The sequence below is a fragment of the Streptosporangium sandarakinum genome (genome assembly GCF_013409935.1).
Taxonomy (GTDB): Bacteria; Actinomycetota; Actinomycetes; order Streptosporangiales; family Streptosporangiaceae; genus Streptosporangium; species Streptosporangium nondiastaticum.
On sequence record NZ_JACCCO010000002.1, the window covers coordinates 699,469 to 716,614 of the forward strand.

Below are 17,146 nucleotides of genomic sequence, written 5' to 3' on the forward strand. Positions count from 1 at the left end.
GGCGTCAGCGGTCGCCGAGGTTCTCCAGGATGGCGCGGACCTTCCTGGCGTTGGCGTGGTGCGGGCCGTACCTGCGTTCCAGGTCGGACAGCAGGCGGCCCAGCGTGCGTCCGGCCCGTGTCGTACGGCCCGAGCCGAGTTCCACCAGGCCGATCTGGCAGCGGAGTTCGAGGAGGCGGTCCTCGTCGGTGCCGAACCGTCTCTCTTCGTCGAGGAGCCGGCGGAGATCGGACAGCGCGAGGTCCGTCTCGCCCACGGCCGCGTGGCAGTTGGCCTCCATCAGCCGGCAACGCAGGGCGAGGTTGCTGCCGGGGCCTTCCACGGCGGCGACGTCGACGGCCAGCCGGCGGAACTCCGGCGCCGCCCTGCGGTAGTCCCCGCCGAGGAAGAGGAGCTCGGCGAGTTCGATCCGCAGGCCGATGACCTCGGAGCTGGTCGGGCCGAACGACCCGACCGCGGGGCCCACCATCTCCGCCAGCGCGTCGGCCGCCTGGCCGAAACGGGACGCCGCCTTGAGCGCCTCGGCCTCCCGGCGGGCCCGTTCGATGTCCTCGTGTTCGATCTGCACCAGCCCGGCGGCGAACCGGAACCGCGCCGGCCGCACCGGGTGGGCGGGGCCCCGCCCGTACTCCGGTTGCCGTTCGTGGCCGGGGCGCCGTTCACGGCCCGGATCCCCCTCGTGGCCGGGGTGACGCTCGTGACCCGGCCGTTCATGGCCCGAGTGCCGCTCGTAGCCCGGCCGCTCGTGATCCGAGTGCCGCTCGTAGCCCGGCCGCTCGTAACCCGGATGCCGCTCATGACCCGGATGCCGTTCGTGACCCGAGTGCCGTTCGTGGCCCGGCCGGTGCTCGCCGTACGGTGGCCATTCGCGGCGCGGCGTCCGTTCACCGTCCGGCCGCCGTTCGCGGTGCTGCGGCCGTTCGGCGTGGGGGGCCTGTTCGATGTATGACGTCCGCTCGGTGTGCGGCCGTTCGACGTGTGGCGGCCGTTCGGCGTGTGACGTCCGCTCGGTGTGCGGCCGTTCGGCGTGTGGCGGCCGTTCGGCAGACGGCGTCCGTTCGGTGGGCGGCGGGGCGGTGATGCGGCCCACGACCGTGGCGTACATCCGTGCCGGGTGGGGCGTGTCCAGGTCGACGTAACCGGGGAAGGGCGGCAGCTCGCGGCAGAAGTCCAGCAGCCGGTCGTAGACGACGTCCGCGCTGCCCGGCCGGTCCTCCGGTTTCTTGGCCAGCAGCCACAGGACGAGGCGTTCCAGGCCCTCGGGGACGTCCGGCCGCCTGGCGCGCAGCGGCCGGGGCGGGACGTCGGTGTGGTTGCGCATCGTGGCCAGCGCCGTGGGGGCGGTGAACTGGTTGTCCCCGGCGAGCATCTCGTCGAGGATCACGCCGAGGGAGTACAGGTCGCTGCGCGGGCCGACGGTCCCGGTCATGGCCTGCTCGGGCGCCATGTACGCCGGGGTGCCGAGCACCTCGCCCGTCCTGGTGAGGCGGATCTCCCCACCGGCGGCGTCCGCCCCGGCGGAGGCGAGGGCGGCGGCGATGCCGAAGTCGAGGACCTTGACCGTGCCGTCGGGGCAGAGCATCAGGTTCCCGGGTTTCAGGTCCCGGTGCACCAGCGCCCCGGCGTGGGCCACGGCCAGCACGGAGCACACCTGCGCGGCGATGGCCGCGGCCCAGGCCACGGGGATCTCGGTCTCGTCGAGCAGCGCCGAGACCGGGTGGCCCCTGACGAGCTGCATGACCATGTAGAGGTCGTCGCCGTGCGGGCCGCAGTCGTAAACGGTGGGCACGCCGGGGTGTTCCAGTCTGGCCGTAATTCGTGATTCGCGCACGAAACGCCTGGCCAATTCCTTGTCCGGACGGCCGTCGGGAAATCGGGCGGTTTTAATGAATTTGACGGCGATCCGCCGGTCCAGACGGTTGTCGTAACCGAACCAGACCTCCCCCATTCCACCGGAACGGCGGGATGCTGGATCCAGCTCGTAACGCCCGCCGATGACGGTTCCTCTGCCCAAAACCCCGCCCCCAGAAAAGGCGTCGACTCGTCGGATAAATCGGAGAACCTTACAACGAGAAAATACAGGTTCGCGTGCCGTGCCGCCGAGGCGTCCCACCGCTGAGACGATCACAGCGTCCGTCATCCCGCCGACGGCCGTCCTCCTGCGGGCCGATCACCACTCCCGCCACCTCCATCGGGGCCGTTCCCCACGAGCCGATCACGCCTCCCGCCTCTCCCGCCGGCGGCCGTTCCCCACAGGCCGATCACGGCTCTCACTCCCCGCCGACGGCCGTTTCCCACGAGCCGATCACCGCTCCCCTCGCCTCACCGACCAGCGTTCTCCGGATGGTCTCCGTGGACGGCGGGATCAGCCGAAGACCCTGTCGCGCGTGAGATCCAGAGCGGTCAGGACCGCGCCCTGCAGGACGGCGTTGCCCTCCACCGTGCTCGCGCGGACCTCCGTCGGGGCCGGGGACAGGTCGCGCAGCCGCCCCTCGACCAGTTCCGCGAGGTCGTCGCCGCCCTCGCGGCCGATGCTCCCGCCGAGGATGACCAGGCCGGGATCGAGGATGGCGACGAGGGCGAAGGCGCAGGCGGCGATCCGCCCGGCCGCGTCGTCCCGGCTGAGATCGCGCAGGACGTCGGCCACCACGAGGTCGCAGAGCGATCCACCGGCCGTCCGGAGTATGCCGATCTCGCCCGCGCCGCCCGACGCGCCGCGCCGTACCCGGCCGTCCAGCACGAGCGCGGAGCCCAGGCCATCGTCCAGCCAGAGCAGCACGAAGTCGTCGCGTCCGGTGGCGGCTCCCGTGCGGTGCTCGGTGACGGCGGCGAGGTTGACCTCGTTCTCCATCGTCACCGGGACGTCCAGGTCACGCCGTATCTCCTGGAGCAGGCCGGGCTCCCAGCCGGGCACGTCGTTGGGGGCCACCAGGTCGCCGTGCCGCGGGTCCACCAGGCCGGGGGCGCCGAGCACGACGGTGTCCAGGGCCCGGCCCGCGGCGGCCTCGGCGACGGCGCTCCCGATGAGCGCGGACAGGCCCGGCGTCCCGCCGGAGCCGGGGGGCGCGGGAACGGCGCCGGTCCCGCCCGGTTCCGCCGTACCGGAGGAGCCGGAGGGCCCGCCCGGTCCCGCGTCACCGCCGGAGCCGGGGGCGGAACCGCTGCCGGACCCGGGGAGGTCGCGTACGGCGGAGCCGACCGTCCGGCCGGTGATGTCCGCGACCGTCACGTTGACCGCCGTGCGCCGCACGTCCACCCCGGCCACGTGGGCGCGGCCGGCCACGATCCCGAACAGCCGGGCGTTCGGCCCCCGCCGGTTCTCGCCGCACTCTCCGGCCACTTCGATCAGGCCGCCGTCCCGCAGCCGTTCGATCAGGTCGGACACGGTGGGCCTGGACAGGCCGGTGAGCTCGCGGAGCTGCGGTGCGGTCAGCGGACCGCGTTCGAGCAGCAGGTCGAGGACGAGCCGATCGTTGATCGCCCGGGCCGTGGCCGGGGTCGCGGTCTTCATCCCGCCATATTAGTCAGGGTTCCTGCCTGTTCATCTTTTCATCAGGAAGCCTGCCTGTTAGATTCTCCGTCATGAGCCCCCACCGTGCCATCGCCGCCGTCTTCGCCCTCCACGGCGCCGTCGCGGGCAGCCTGGCCACCCGCATCCCCTGGATCCAGGACCACCTCGGCCTCAGCCCGGCCACCCTCGGTTTCGTCCTGTTCTGCCCGTCGATCGGGGCCTTCGTGGGGATGCCGATGGCCGCCCGCCTAGCCCACCGCCTCGGCGGGACCATCGCCACCCGCCTCCTGATCACCCTGTGGTGCGCGGCCCTCGCGCTGCCCGCCCTCATGCCCGCGCCCGCCTGGCTGTTCCCCACGTTCCTGCTGTACGGCGCCGCCGCCGGCATGAGCGACGTGGTGATGAACTCCCACGCCGTGCTGGTCGAGCGGCACCTCGGGCGGTCCATCATGTCCGGGCTGCACGGTTTGTGGAGCGTGGGCAGCCTGGTCGCCGCCGGAGCCGGAGCCCTGGCCGCCCAGGCGGAGATCGACGCCCGCCTGCACCTCGGGGTGATCGCGCTCGTGCTGGTCGCCCTCGCCGCCGTCGCGGGGCGCGGCCTGCTGGCCGACGCCACTTCCGCCGACGCGCCGCCGCCGCGCCGCTTCGCCCTGCCCTCGCGGGCCATCGCGGTCATCGGGCTCCTCGGGTTCTGCGCCACCTTCGCCGAGGGGTCGAGCTCGAACTGGTCCGCCCTCTACCTGACCGAGGTGACCGACGCCGGGCCCGGCGTCGCCGCCGCCGGCTACACGGTCTTCATGTTCTGCATGGCGGGCACCCGCCTCGCCGGGGACCGGTTCGTCCGGCGCTTCGGACCGGTGGCGACCGTCAAGGCCGGCGGCGTCGTGGCCGCGATCGGCGGAGCCGTCGTGGTCACCTCCCGCGTGCCCGCCCTGGGCATCGCCGGATTCGCCCTGCTCGGGCTCGGCATCGCGGTGATCGTGCCGCTGGTGTTCGTCACGGCCGGCAACGTCGGCCCGACGCCGGGGGACGGTGTGGCGGGCGTCGCGACCATCACGTACCTGTCGGGACTGCTCGCCCCCGCCGTCACCGGCTGGATCGCGGACGGCCTGTCCTACCCGGCGGCGTTCGGAGTGATCACCGGTGTGATCGTGCTGGTGCCGCTCCTGGCCGCGGCCCTGCGCCCGCGCACCGCGACCTCCACCCCGGAACCGGCGGTCCCGGCGAGCCACGGATAGCGGCGGTCCTCGCGGACCGCCGTTCCCGGCACAGGAGTACGGACAGTTCCGGCTGAACCAGGGCTGATCCCATCGAACTTCTCCCCGAATCCGGGGGTCCAACCGGGTGAAGTCCATACGGGGGACTCGTCGACTGGGGAGGTCCGATGAGGACGAAGATCACAGCGGTCGCGGCGATCCTGGCCGCCGCGGCATTCGGGGGAATCCAGGCCGCGAACGCCGCGCCGGCACCGCAGGCGGGCACGGCGCCGCACACCGGAACCGCGCTCCACACGGGGGCGGCGCCGTACGGCGAAGCGGGACCTCATGCCGGCGCGGCGCCGTACACCGCGACCGCGCACAACATGGGCACGGAGCGTCATGCGGACGGGATGTCGCACTCGGCGGCGATCCGGTACGCCTCGGTGCGGGGCTGTGCCGACAAGGAAGGGACGCAGTACCCCTGCGGGAAGTGGCGCCTCGTCACCCACATGGGAGAGGTGCGGAAACTGGCGGACGCCCGCATCACGCCGTTGAGCGCCAAGGGCAGGCCGGAGAAGTACTCCGTCGCGCCGATCGAGGTCAGCGGCGACGGCCTGCACGTCGCCTACTTCAGGAAGTCCGACGGCCGGCTGGTCGTCCGGGAGATCGGCGGGAAGGTCCGCGCCATGGCCGACGCGCTGCCCGCCCGCGTCGGGATGGACGACGTCACCCTGATCCTGTCCCAGGACGGCACCCGCCTGGCGGTCGTCCTCCCCGAGGACCGGAAGCTGCCCACCCGGGTGTACGACACCGCGAGCGGCGCGCCGCTCTGGACCGTGCCGTGGAACCGGGTGCTTCTCGGGTTCAGCGCCGACGACGACGAACTTCTCACGTACGGCGAGACCACCGAGACGACCCTGCGCGTCCTCGGACCGTCCGGAGAACGGCTGCGCGGCCGGACCTTGGACGAGGAGGGCGTCTACGCCCCCTACGGCCTCGCCGCGGACGGCGCGACCGTGGTGACGGCGCAGGAGAAGCGCGGCCGGTGGGACGTCGTCGTCCACGACCTCGCGTCGGGCAGGGTGCTGACCCGGGTGCCGGTCGGCAGGAGCGCGCCCGAAACCCTGGCCTGGACGAGGCCGGAGCAGGTCACCGCCCACTTCGTCACGTACGACGGAAGCTCCCGGCCGGCCCGGGTGCGCGTCCTGCGGATCGACACGGCCACGAAGAAGACCAGGGTCCGGGAGTCCTACAAGGTGCTGTCCGACACGTTCGCGGTCGCCACCTGCGGCGGCTGACCGTACCCGGCCCGCGGGGCGTTCCGGCCCCGCGGACGGCGGACTCGCGGACGCCATGACCCGGGCGATGAAGCGGGCGTTCCGGCTCGGGCGGTGGCGGGTTCTCGGGTCCCGCGATTCAGGCCGCGGCGGGCTTGCGGGCGGCGAACCGCTCGATGACGCCGAGCTTAAGGCGTTCGTGGCGCTCGATCCCGAACCCCATCGCGCGCACCCCCGGCAGCGGCCGGCGACGGTAGTGCTCGCCCTGCAGCGGCACGGAGACGGCGTCGGCCAGCGCCTGCAGCGTCCGGACCGGCCAGGAGGTCGAGACCACGTGGTCGGCCAGGAGCAGCAGACCGCCCGGCCGCAGGACCCGCGCCATCTCGGCGAGCGCCGCCCCGTCGTCGGGGATGGCGCACAGCGAGAACGTGCAGACGACCGTGTCGAAGCGCCCGTCGGGGAATTCCAGCGCCCGCGCGTCGCCCTGCCGCAGGTCGGCCGCCAGGCCGAGGTCGCGGGCCCGGCGGCGGGCGACCGCGAGCATGGGGTCGCTCCGCTCCACCCCGGTCAGCCGGATGCCGGACGGGTAGTGGGAAAGGTTCAGGCCGGTGCCGGCGGCCACCTCCAGAACGTCGCCGGCCGCCTGCCGGCACAGCCACCGGCGGGTGTCGCCGAAGAACCTGCGTTCCACGGACGCCATCCGCCGGTCGTAGGAGCCGGCCTGCCGGTCCCAGTACCGGCTCAGCCGCTTCTCCCGGTCGCTCTCTTCCATCGGTCCGTGTCCCGCCGAGGAGTCCGCCACCGCTTCAGCGTAACTCCTCCCGAACCGGGTGTTCCGGGTCACGGCGAAGGCCACGTCCCCCGGCGCCAGGCGCCGGGCGTGCATCCGTGGAGCGGGCCGTAACGCTTCTGCGCGATCCGCATCAACTCGACCATGTCCTTGACTCCGTCGCGGCCCTTGGCGAACCGGGCGAAGTACATGGAAAGAAGACGATCGCTTCCCCCGCGCCGGAACCTCGCCATCACCTCGTACGGCTGTCCGGCGTAAGGCATGGATTTTGTAATGTCGAATCGCCGTATCGATGTACCGAAAAAATATGCCGCCGAAATCGGTGCGCCACGGTCGCCCCGGCGTACCCCATGGGTGGACGGCGGTGAACGGCCGGCCTTTGGGCGGACGGAGGGAACGGCCGGCCCTTGCGTCGTGCGCCGAGGCCCGGGTCACGTCAGGTGGCGTAGGGCGGCGCCGAGGGCCGCCACGCCCGCCGCGATATCGGCCGGCGTGCTGACCGCGTAGCCCAGGACGAGCCCGGGGCGGGAGGGACGCTGGCGGTGCCACGACAGCGGCTGGACCTTCACCCCGCGGGCGAGCGCGGCCGCGGCCAGGTCGGTGTCGGCGAAGTCCGCGTCGAAGGTGACCGTCACGTGCAGACCCGCCGCGGCGCCGTGCACGACGGCCCCCGGGAGGCGGGCCGCTATCGCCTCGACCATCGCGTCCCGGCGGCGGCGGTGGCGCCGCCGCAGGAAACGCAGGTGCCGTTCCATCTCCCCGGACTCCATCAGCCGTGCCAGCACCAGCTGCGGCAGTACGGCGTTGCCGAGGTCGGCGTACCGCTTGGCGTCCACGAGGGCGTCCCGGTACCGGTGGGGCGCGAGGACCCATCCCGTCCGCAACGCGGGGGCCAGGAGCTTGGACACGCTGCCCGCGTAGCAGACCCGCCCGGGGAGCATCGCCCGCAGGGCCGGGACCGGGGGCCGGTCATAGCGGTGCTCGGCGTCGTAGTCGTCCTCGACGACGAGCCCGCCGTCGGCGGCCCAGCGGACCAGCTCGCGGCGGCGCCCGCCGCCGAGCACGACCCCGGTGGGGAACTGGTGCGCCGGGGTGACCAGTACGGCGGGGGCGCCCGACGCCCGCAGCTCCCCGACGCGGATCCCCTCGTCGTCGACGGGGACCGGCGGGGTGTCCATCCCCCAGTGGCGCAGGTGCAGGCGGGCGCCGAGCGATCCCGGGTCCTCCATCGCGACCCGCCGGATCCCGTCGTCCCGGAGCACCCGCGCGAGCAGCGCGAGGGTCTGGGAGGTGCCGGAGACGACGAGCACCTCGTCGGGGTCCGCCCTGATGCCGCGGTTGCGGGCCAGCCAGTTGACCACGGCGAGACGCAGCTCCGGGGTCCCGCGCGGGTCACCGTACCCGAGTCCGGTCGCCGGGAGGCGTCCGAGCACCGCGCGCTCGGCGCGTAACCATGCCGACCGCGGGAACGCCGCGAGGTCGGGCACGCCCGGTGACAGGTCGATCCGGGCGGGGGCCGCGCGCAGCACGTCGAAGACGTCGTCGCCCGGCGGGGCGGCGAACGGCCCGTCCGTCACGGGGGCGGCGGGTACGGCGGGCCGCACCGGGAACGCGGACGGAGGAGCGTCCGCCGACGTGGGCGACGGCGCGGTCACCGGGGTCGCGACGACGACCGTGCCGGCCCGGCCGCGCCCGGCGACGTGCCCGTCCTCCCTCAGCCGCTGGTACGCCTCGGTGACGACGCCACGCGACACCCCCAGCTCGCCGGCCAGAACCCGGGTGGCCGGCAGCCGGCTGCCCACCGGCAGGCTGCCGTCCGCCATGGCGAGCCGGAGCCGCCGGGCCAGCCAGTCGGCCAGCCCGCCCGCCGGGGCGTCGTCGACGTTCAACTGGAGGAAGTCCGAGCCGGACCTTATGGACCTGTCCCAAGCGTCGTCATTGGACCTTTCCATCGGACCATTGTGGCGGCAGGGTGAACTCGCGAGCCGGGCGGTCCCCGCCCGGCGGGGACCGGACGACCTCGGAGGCGGGTAGTGAGCGTCGCATTCCTGGTGACCGCGCTCATCGTGGTCGCCACCCCCGGCACCGGCGTCGTCTACACGCTGTCGGCCGCCCTGTCCCAGGGGCGCCGCGCGAGCGTCGTCGCCGCGTTCGGCTGCACGCTGGGCGTCGCGCCGCACCTGGTGGCCACGGTCACCGGCCTGGCGGCGCTGCTGCACGCGAGCGCCGTGGCGTTCCAGGTCCTGAAGTACCTGGGGGTCGCCTACCTCCTGTACCTGGCGTGGGCCACGTTCAGGGACGGGGGCGCGGTCGTCGTGAGCGAGGACGCCGCTCCCCGCCCGGCCTCCGGGGTGATCCTCTACGGCGTGCTGGTCAACTTCCTCAACCCGAAGCTGACCATGTTCTTCCTGGCGTTCCTGCCGCAGTTCGTGAACACCGGCGACCCGGGCTCCACGGCCCGGATGCTGGAGCTGAGCGCGGTCTTCATGCTGATCACCTTCGCCGTCTTCGCCGTTTACGGAATCTTCGCCGCCTCGGTGCGCGATCAGGTCGTCTCCCGGCCGCGGGTGACGGCGTGGCTGGCGAGGGTCTTCGCCGCCTCCTTCGTCGCGCTCGGCATCCGGCTCGCCCTCACCGACCGTTGACCCGACCCACGACAGAGGTCCATCCCATGCATCTGCAGCACTCGCCCGAGGTCTGGGCGGAATACCCGGAGCTCGTCGCCGGTGCCGTGTTCGCCACCGGGATCACCGCGGACGTCTCCGCCGAGTCCCGGATCGCGGTGTACACCGCGATCGCCGAGTCCCGGCTCGCGGACGGCCCGGAGACCGGGTTCCCCGAGATACAGGCCTGGCGGCGCGCGTTCTCCCGGATGGGGCTCAAGCCGACCCAGTACCGATGCGCCTCGGAGGCGCTGCTGCGGCGGTTCAGGAAGGAGGGGGTGCTCCCGCGGATCCACCCCCTGATCGACCTGTGCAACGCGATCTCACTGGCGTTCGCGATCCCGGTGGCGGCGATCGACCTCTCCCGGGTCTCCAAGGGGCTCGACGTACGGCACGCGGACGGCACCGAGGTGTACCAGACCTTCTCCGGGGAGACGGAGCACCCCGACGCGGGCGAGGTGATCTTCGCCGACGCCGCGGGACGGGCGCACGCCCGGCGGTGGACCAACCGGCAGAGCGGCTACTCGGCCATCCGGGACACGACGGCCACCGTGCTGATCGTCGCGGAGGCGATGCACGACACCGCGTCCACGAACGTCCCGGACCTGGTGGCCGCGGTCACCGGCGAGCTGGACCGCGTGTGGGGTTCCACCCCGCAGAGCGCGATACTCAGCCGCTCCACCCCCCGCTTCGAGTCCCCGGCTTAATCTCCAACCCAATCCAGGATGAGGTACCCGCGGTGCGGCACCTCCGCGTCGATCAGTACGCGGTCGCCGTCCCGCCGCGCCGTGACCTCCCGCGGCTCGGCGAGCGGCTCCAGCAGGGTGGCGCGGAGTCCGGTCCCGGCGGGGACGCCGGTGACGACGGGCGCGGCGGGGTCGGCCGAGCCGTTGGCGACGGCCAGCCGCCACCGGTCGCCCACCCGCGCGTACTGCGGCATCAGGTACGGCCCGCCCGAGACCAGCGGCAACCCGGGCAATCCGCTGTCCGGTCCGCCCGGGACCGGCGGTGGTCCGCCGAGCCAGCGGACCGCCGCCTGCGCCAGGAGCCGCCCGTCGTCGCACCGGCCCAGCAGCTCCGGCGCGCACGCCGCCATGGTGAGGACGCGTCCGCCGAGGGTGTTGACGTGCGCCACCCGTCCGGCGCCCCAGTGCTCGCCGCGCGGGGTGAGCACGTCCGTCCACACCTCGGCGTCGTCCGCGGCCGTCAGCCGGGCCACCGTCGCCTGCACGTTGACGCTGAGCAGCGCGCCGCCGTCCCGGACACGCTCCACGGCGTACGGCCGCGGCGACGTCGTCTCGCGGGCGACGACCTCGGTCACCGACACTCCGAGCAGCTCGCCGTACCCGCGTTCGGTGAGGATCGCCGCGGCGGCGCCGTCCAGCAGCACCCCGCCACGCAGCAGTTCCGCCGGGTCCGGCACCGCCCAGGCCGTCGCGCCGAACAGCGCGGTGACCGGTGCGACGCCCGCCCGGACCGGGATGCCGTACGGGAGCAGGAACTCCGCGGCCCGCAGCGGGTCCGCCACGAGGCCGCCGAGCGTCCCGTCGCCGTGGACGCGGGCGGCGGTGTCCTCCCACCAGGGGACGCCGACGCCGAAGGTCTCCAACGCGCCGGTGACCGCGGCGTCCAGCGCCGGGCGGGACCGGGTGAGCATCCGCCCGACCCGGGGGTAGCGGCCGGGGTCGCCGGTGACGAACGGGAACACGTCGAGCAGCAGGGCGTCCGCGCCCGACAGGTGGGCGGCCACCATCTCCGACCACGTCTGGGTGTCGGACTTGCTCCACTCGGTGTGGGTCCAGTTCTCCACCTCGGGTGCGACCTCGACGCCCGCGGGGCGCAGCGGCCGTTGCAGTTCCAGCATCGCGATGGAGTAGGCGAGTCGACGGCCGGGCGCGTCGCCGTACGGGGCGAAGTGCGGGCGGTGCGCCTCCACCAGGTCGAAGAGCGCGCCCCACGACCTTCCCTCGGCCGAGGCGACGCCGAGGCCCGAGCTCATCAGTCCGAGCCGCGCGCGGCCGGCGACGGCCCGTCGTACCAGGGTGACGACTTCGAGCTGCGCCTCGCGCCAGGTCCGCTGGAGCAGTGCCCGCCACGGGTGCGGCTCGCCGGGCGCGGTGATCGCGGCGACGAGTTCCTCGCGGGTGGGCTCCTCCGCGGCGAGGCGGTGGAAACGTGCCAGCATCCCGGGTTCGAACCCGCCGCCCCAGGTCAGCGGCGCGTGGTTGTGGAAGCGGAAGTCGTCCTCCAGCCACATGACGCGGAAGCCGAGCCCGGCGAAGCGTCCGTAGTGCGCCGCCAGCCAGTCGCGCCAGATCGGGCAGGCGAGCGACGCGGCGGCCGTGGAGGTCTCGCCCGCGGGCGAGACCAGCGGCGCGAAGCCGAGGTCCTGGACCCGCCCGCGGTCGGCGTGGCCGACGGTGACCCAGGGGTTGAGGCTGACCTGGACGCCACGGGCGGACAGGGCGTCCCGAGCCGCGCGGACCGTCTCGAACCACAGGTCCTCGCCGTCGCCGGCCGGGTGCCCGGCGTGCAGTTCCTCGGCACCGGTCATCAGCACGACCTCCTCCACCCCGTGCGCGGCGCAGAAGTCCGCCAGCGGGCCGGGGTCGCGTCCGGGGAGGACCTGGTAGCGCAGGTGGTAACGGGTCATCGCCGGCCCCGCTTGAAGTAGACGGCCGTCTCCGGGGCCAGACGCAGGTGACAGCGGGTCATCACCGGCCCCACTCGAAATAGGCGATCGGCTCCGGGTCCAAGCGCAGGTGGCGGCGGGTCATCGCTGGCCGCGCTCGAAGTAGGCGGCCAGCTCCGGGTCCAGCGGCGGCACGTCGTACGGCGTGCCGCCGTCGCGCAGCGACATCGTGGCCATGTATCCGGCGGCGACGCTCATCCGGGCCGACACGGGCGAGGTGTCGGTGGCACCGCCCTCGCGCACGAAGCGGTTGAACTCCGCGATGATCCCGGTGTCGGCGCCGCCGTGCGAGCCGGCCGCCGCGGGCACCCGGTAGGCGATGTCGCAGTCGTCGCGGTAGCCGCTCGGTCCGGTGTTCCAGACCTTGACCGTGTCGCCGGGGCCGTCGCCGAAGTTCTCCAGCCGCCCCTCGGTGCCGATGACGGTGTAGTTGCGCACGTAGTCGGGGCTGAAGTGGCACTGCTGGTAGGCGGCGATGACGCCGTTGTCCAGGCGCATGTTCATCACCGAGACGTCCTCGACGTCCACGACGTGGTTCAGGTCGCCGCGCCGGGCGGGCGGCCACTCGAACTCCTTGAGCCAGTTCTCCGGCCGGGGGGTGTCGGGCGCGCGGCGCGGCAGGTCGCCGTAGAGCATCAGGTCGCCGAAGGCGTTGACGCGCGTGGTGTAGCCGCCGGCCAGCCAGTGGACGACGTCGAGGTCGTGGGCGGCCTTCTGCAGGAGCAGGCCCGTGGTGCGGGTGCGGTCGGCGTGCCAGTCCTTGAAGTAGTAGTCGCCGCCGTAGGAGACGAAGTGACGCACCCAGACGGTCTTCGGCTCACCGATGACGCCCTTGCGGATGATGTCGCGCATGGTCCGCACCACGCCCATGTGCCGCATGTTGTGCCCCACGTAGAGGCGGGTGCCGGTCTCCTTGGCGGTGCGCAGGATGTTGTCGCAGCCCTCCACGGTGATGTGCAGGGGCTTCTCCAGGTAGACGGCCTTTCCGGCGCGCAGGCAGTCGGTCGCGACGCGCTCGTGGGTGTCGTCGGGGGTCATGACGATGATCGCGTCGAGGTCGGAGCGGTCGAGCAGCTCGCGGTAGTCCTCGGTGAGGATGTCGGCGTCGAACCGCTCGGACTGCCGTTTGAGCACCGCCGGGTCGGAGTCGCACAGCGCCGCGACCACCGAGCCGCGGCCCGGCCGGTGGGCCGAGAGCGCCAGGCTGGTCCGCAGGCCGAGGCCGATGACTCCGATGCGCAGGTCTTCCACTTCTCATCCCTTCTCAGGCCGTACGGCCTCTCAGGCCGTACGGCGAAGCGTCCAAGGTCGTACGGCGGGGCGTCAGCCCCTGGCGATGGACGCCTCGTACTCGGCCTTCATCGCGGCGCCGCCGCGGTCCATCCACTTCTTCACGAAGCCCTGCCACGCGGAGAGCGGTTTGCGGCCGGTCACGACGTCGACCACCATGTCCGAGCCCATGGTGGAGAGCTCGCCGCCCTTGGTGGTGAAGGTGTCGGAGAAGTGGCCGGTGGTGACGCGCTCCTGGAGCATGGGCGCGACCTTCGTCTCGAAGTCGTGGATGAGCCGGGTCCCTTCGGGTTTGCCGGGCAGGTAGATCGCGGAGGGCGAGCCGATGACGAACGAGATCGGCTGCTGGGTGGCCGGGACCTCGGCGGCGCCCCGGTCGGTGAAGGTCAGCTCGCCGTCCTTCCGGGTGAAGTGGACGCCCTCGACGCCGTAGTTGACGAGCTGGTTCTCCTCGGTGCCGAACGGCGCGGCCATGAAGTTCAGCACGTTGAGGAGCATCTCGACCCGCTTGGGGTCGGCCTTCTTGCTGATGGCGGTGAAACCGACCGAGCCGAGGCCCGCGTTGTAGACGGGCTTGGCGTCCGGGGTGGCGGCGAAGGGGACGATGGCCCCCAGCTCGTACTTCTGCGTCCGCGCGTCGTTGTAGAAGCCGGGGAAGGACTCGACGTAGGCGCCGAGCTGGCCGTTGGCCACCTTCTCCTTGGTGGTGGCGAGCGTGGCGTCGGGCCAGAAGAGGCCGGCCTTGAAGCATTTGACGGCGAACTCCAGGGCGGCCTGGTACTCGGGCGTCTCGTACTGGTGGACCAGCTTGCCCCCCGTCAGCCGCCAGGTGTTCGGCGCGCCGTACCACTGGCTGAACATGTGGACGTGGTTGACGTAGGCGGGTTCGAGCACGTACCTGTTGCGCTTGGCGTCCAGGAGCTGGACGGACTTCTGGAAGAAGTCGTCGGCGCCCGTGAAGCCGATGCCGCCGACCGGCCGCCAGAAGTCCTGGTTGACCAGGTAGACCTGGCCGAAGCGGCTGTAGGAGACGGCCACACCGAAGATCTTGCCATTGGTGACGGCCGACTTCCAGGCGACGTCGCCCAGGTTCGCCAGGTTCGGGTACTTCTTGATCGCGTCGCCGGCGAGGTGAGGGGTGAGGTCGTGGAACTTCGCCTCCAGCAGTTCGGGCACGCGCTGCAGGCCCTGGTTCGGCGGGAACCACACCAGGTCGGGCAGGTCGTCGCTGGCGATGATGGCGTTGAACTTGTCGGGGTAGCCTTCGCCGACCACGATGTTCATGTCCCATTGAGCGTTGAGGCGCTTGCCGAGTTCCTGCAGGTAGGCGCTCTTGTCGGCGCCGGGCGGCGCCACGTCCCAGGTCTGGGTGAGGGCGGTGATCCGGCTGCCGTCGCCGGGCGGCGCCGGGACCGACCTGACGAGCTGCTCGGGGTACTTCAGGTACGACGGGTCCTGACCGGCGTCGATCGGCAGGTCGGGGGTGGGGATCTTCGCGGGGGTGTAGGTGGGCAGCCGGAGCTTCCTGGACAGGTCGGCGCCGCCCTTCCCGGCTCCGGCGGCGCCGCCGCCCTCGCCTCCGCAGGCGGCGAGCCCGGCGGCCGTGGCGCCGGCGAGTGCGAGTCCGAGGAAACCGCGGCGGGACATGCTCATGGACATGGGTCTCTCCTGGGGGGTGGTTCTCAGCCCTTGATGGCGCCGGTGAGGACGCCCTTGGTGAAGTACTTCTGGAGGAAGGGGTAGGCGAGGAGGATCGGCACCAGGGCGATGACGAGCACGGCCATCTGGACCGAGGCCGTGGGCAGGTCGCGGACGATCGCCACGTCGGTGCCCTGCGCGGCTCCGCCGCGGAAGATGTACTGGCGCAGGACGAGCTGGATCGGGTGCTTGTCGTGGTCGTCGATGTAGAGGAGCGCGCTGAACCAGCTGTTCCAGTAGCCGACGGCGTAGAAGAGGCCGACCACCGCGATCACCGCCTTGGACAGCGGGATCGCGATCCGCCACATCATCCGCCACTCGCCGGCGCCGTCCATGCGGGCCGCCTCGAACAGCTCGTCGGGCAACCCCTGGAAGAAGGCGCGGACCACGACCACGTTGAAGGCGTTCACCAGGACCGGCACGATCACCGACTGGTAGGTGTTCAGCATGCCCAGTTCTTTGACCATCAGGTAGGTCGGGATCATGCCGGGGGTGAACAGGAAGGTGGCCAGCACCATCATGAGGATCGGCCTGCCGCCGAGCATGCCCCGGCGCGACAGCGCGTAGCCGAGGAAGACCGTGCACAGCAGGCTCAGCGCGGTGCCGCAGAGGGTGATGCCGACGCTGGTCAGCACAGCCCGGGTCACCGCACCGCCGGACAGGATCAGCCGGTACGCCTCCAGCGTCGGGTGGGCGGGGAGGAGCACGTAGCCGCCGCCGTTGGCGACGCTCTCCGCGCGCCCGGTGAGGCTGGTGCCCACGGCCAGACCGAACGGGTACAGCACGGCCAGCACGATCGCGGTCAGCACGGCGGTCTTCAGCGCGCGGCCCGCGACGGTCGGGCGCTCCATCCACGGCGGCCTCATCGGTAGATCCCCTGCTCTCCGAAGCGGTGGGCGAGCTTGTTCGCGGCGTAGATCAGGGCGGCGCCGATGAGGCCCTTCATCAGGCCGGCGGCGGTGCTCATCCCCCAGTCGCCGTTGATGACGCCGTGGTAGTAGATGTAGGTGTCGATCACCTCGGACGCCTCGGCCCCGACGGCGTCACGCTGGAGCACCATCTGCTCGAAGCCGACCGACAGGATGTCGCCCAGCCGCAGGATCAGCAGCATGATGATCACGGGTCGGATGCCGGGCAGCGTCACGTGCCACAGCCGGCGCTTCCAGTCGGCCCCGTCGATCGCGGCTGCCTCGTACTGGCTCACGTCGATCGCGGTGATGGCGGCCAGGAAGATGATGGTCCCCCAGCCGGTGTCCTTCCAGATCACCTGCGCGGTGGCCATGAGCTTGAACAACTCCGGGTCGGCCATCAGGTTGCCGATGGTGACGTCATGCGCGGCCAGGAACGTGGTGATCGTGCCGGCGCCGCCGATGACCTGCTGGAACATCGCGACCACGACCACCCACGACAGGAAGTGCGGCAGGTAGACGACGGTCTGGACGAGGCGCTTGACCCGGTTGCCGACCAGGGAGTTCAGCAACAGCGCCAGGGCGATCGGGGCGGGGAAGTAGAGCAGGAGCTGGAGCGCGGTGATCTGCAGGGTGTTGCCCACGGCGGTCCAGAACTCCGGCTCCTCCAGGAGCATCACGAAGTTCTCCAGCCCCACCCATGGGCTTCCGTCGATCCCCAGGAACGGTGCGTAGTCCTTGAACGCGATCACGTTCCCGAGCAGGGGGACGTAGAAGAAGACGACGAAGTACAGCACGCCCGGCAGGCACAGGAGCAGCAGTGTCCAGTCGCGTCTCAGCCGATCGCGGAGGGTCCGGCGCTGGGGGCGGGCGCCCACCTGGACCTCCGTCGCGGGGGCCGCCGTGGATACGACCACGTCTCACCTCCAGGTCAGAACGAATTTCCAGGAGGCTAGCGCCCATTTATGCAAGCAACTAGAGTAAATAGCGCAGGAACGAGCAATCGATGCGCGGCGGCGATCCGGCCGTGACCCAAGAGTTACGGCGGCCCGGCCGCTCTCAGGCATGCCTGACCTAGGGGAACGGCATCACAGCTGGAGCGTCCCGGCCCTGGGTGA

General features: G+C 72.1%; 14 protein-coding genes. 4 read left to right on the forward strand and 10 right to left on the reverse strand.

From position 1 onward, the window contains the following. Nucleotides 1-4 precede the first annotated feature (4 nt). A complete protein-coding gene (locus tag HDA43_RS21690) occupies nt 5-2,140 on the reverse strand; it encodes a protein kinase domain-containing protein (RefSeq protein ID WP_312873481.1) in 2,136 nt (711 codons plus the stop codon). A 225-nt stretch (nt 2,141-2,365) separates the two neighbouring features. Beyond that, nucleotides 2,366-3,511, reverse strand: a complete 1,146-nt coding sequence (locus tag HDA43_RS21695; RefSeq protein WP_179824594.1) for an ROK family transcriptional regulator — start codon at nt 3,509-3,511, stop codon at nt 2,366-2,368. 71 nt (nt 3,512-3,582) lie between these two features. On the opposite strand from HDA43_RS21695, the gene HDA43_RS21700 reads away from it, so the two are divergent. Then, on the forward strand, nt 3,583-4,749 hold the full coding sequence (locus tag HDA43_RS21700) for an MFS transporter (protein ID WP_179824596.1): 1,167 nt from the start codon (nt 3,583-3,585) through the stop codon (nt 4,747-4,749). A gap of 146 nt (nt 4,750-4,895) precedes the next feature. Further along, entirely contained in the window at nt 4,896-6,008 is a 1,113-nt protein-coding gene (locus tag HDA43_RS21705; RefSeq protein WP_179824598.1) for a YncE family protein, read from the forward strand. 118 nt (nt 6,009-6,126) lie between these two features. On the opposite strand, the gene HDA43_RS21710 is transcribed toward HDA43_RS21705, so the two are convergent. The 3 genes from HDA43_RS21710 to pdxR all read right to left on the reverse strand — a co-directional run bounded on the left by HDA43_RS21710 (nt 6,127) and on the right by pdxR (nt 8,729). Further along, nucleotides 6,127-6,759 (reverse strand): class I SAM-dependent methyltransferase, encoded by a 633-nt coding sequence (locus HDA43_RS21710; protein WP_179824600.1) that lies wholly within the window; start codon nt 6,757-6,759, stop codon nt 6,127-6,129. Nucleotides 6,760-6,827: 68 nt separating this feature from the next. Continuing rightward, nucleotides 6,828-7,040, reverse strand: a complete 213-nt coding sequence (locus tag HDA43_RS21715; RefSeq protein ID WP_179824602.1) for a hypothetical protein — start codon at nt 7,038-7,040, stop codon at nt 6,828-6,830. A gap of 168 nt (nt 7,041-7,208) precedes the next feature. Continuing rightward, nucleotides 7,209-8,729: a MocR-like pyridoxine biosynthesis transcription factor PdxR gene (gene pdxR, locus HDA43_RS21720; protein WP_179824604.1), complete on the reverse strand. Its 1,521-nt coding sequence runs from the start codon at nt 8,727-8,729 to the stop codon at nt 7,209-7,211. Nucleotides 8,730-8,810: 81 nt separating this feature from the next. Between pdxR and HDA43_RS21725 the strand changes: the two genes are divergently transcribed. Beyond that, the gene (locus HDA43_RS21725; RefSeq protein ID WP_179824606.1) at nt 8,811-9,422 is read left to right on the forward strand and encodes a LysE family translocator; all 612 of its coding nucleotides are present in this window, start codon (nt 8,811-8,813) and stop codon (nt 9,420-9,422) included. Between the two features lie 26 nt (nt 9,423-9,448). Beyond that, nucleotides 9,449-10,147: a B3/B4 domain-containing protein gene (locus HDA43_RS21730; protein WP_179824608.1), complete on the forward strand. Its 699-nt coding sequence runs from the start codon at nt 9,449-9,451 to the stop codon at nt 10,145-10,147. Here the strand turns inward: HDA43_RS21730 and HDA43_RS21735 are convergent. From HDA43_RS21735 to HDA43_RS21755, 5 genes are all read right to left on the reverse strand, one after another. After that, a complete protein-coding gene (locus HDA43_RS21735; RefSeq protein WP_179824617.1) occupies nt 10,144-12,093 on the reverse strand; it encodes a hypothetical protein in 1,950 nt (649 codons plus the stop codon). The genes HDA43_RS21730 and HDA43_RS21735 overlap by 4 nt on opposite strands. A 120-nt stretch (nt 12,094-12,213) precedes the next feature. Next, nucleotides 12,214-13,383, reverse strand: a complete 1,170-nt coding sequence (locus tag HDA43_RS21740; RefSeq protein ID WP_179824619.1) for a Gfo/Idh/MocA family protein — start codon at nt 13,381-13,383, stop codon at nt 12,214-12,216. Between the two features lie 72 nt (nt 13,384-13,455). After that, the gene (locus HDA43_RS21745; protein ID WP_179824621.1) at nt 13,456-15,081 is read right to left on the reverse strand and encodes a type 2 periplasmic-binding domain-containing protein; all 1,626 of its coding nucleotides are present in this window, start codon (nt 15,079-15,081) and stop codon (nt 13,456-13,458) included. Nucleotides 15,082-15,104: 23 nt separating this feature from the next. Beyond that, entirely contained in the window at nt 15,105-15,971 is an 867-nt protein-coding gene (locus HDA43_RS21750; protein WP_179824622.1) for a carbohydrate ABC transporter permease, read from the reverse strand. 11 nt (nt 15,972-15,982) lie between these two features. Continuing rightward, nucleotides 15,983-16,945 (reverse strand): ABC transporter permease, encoded by a 963-nt coding sequence (locus tag HDA43_RS21755; protein ID WP_179824624.1) that lies wholly within the window; start codon nt 16,943-16,945, stop codon nt 15,983-15,985. Nucleotides 16,946-17,146 lie beyond the last annotated feature (201 nt).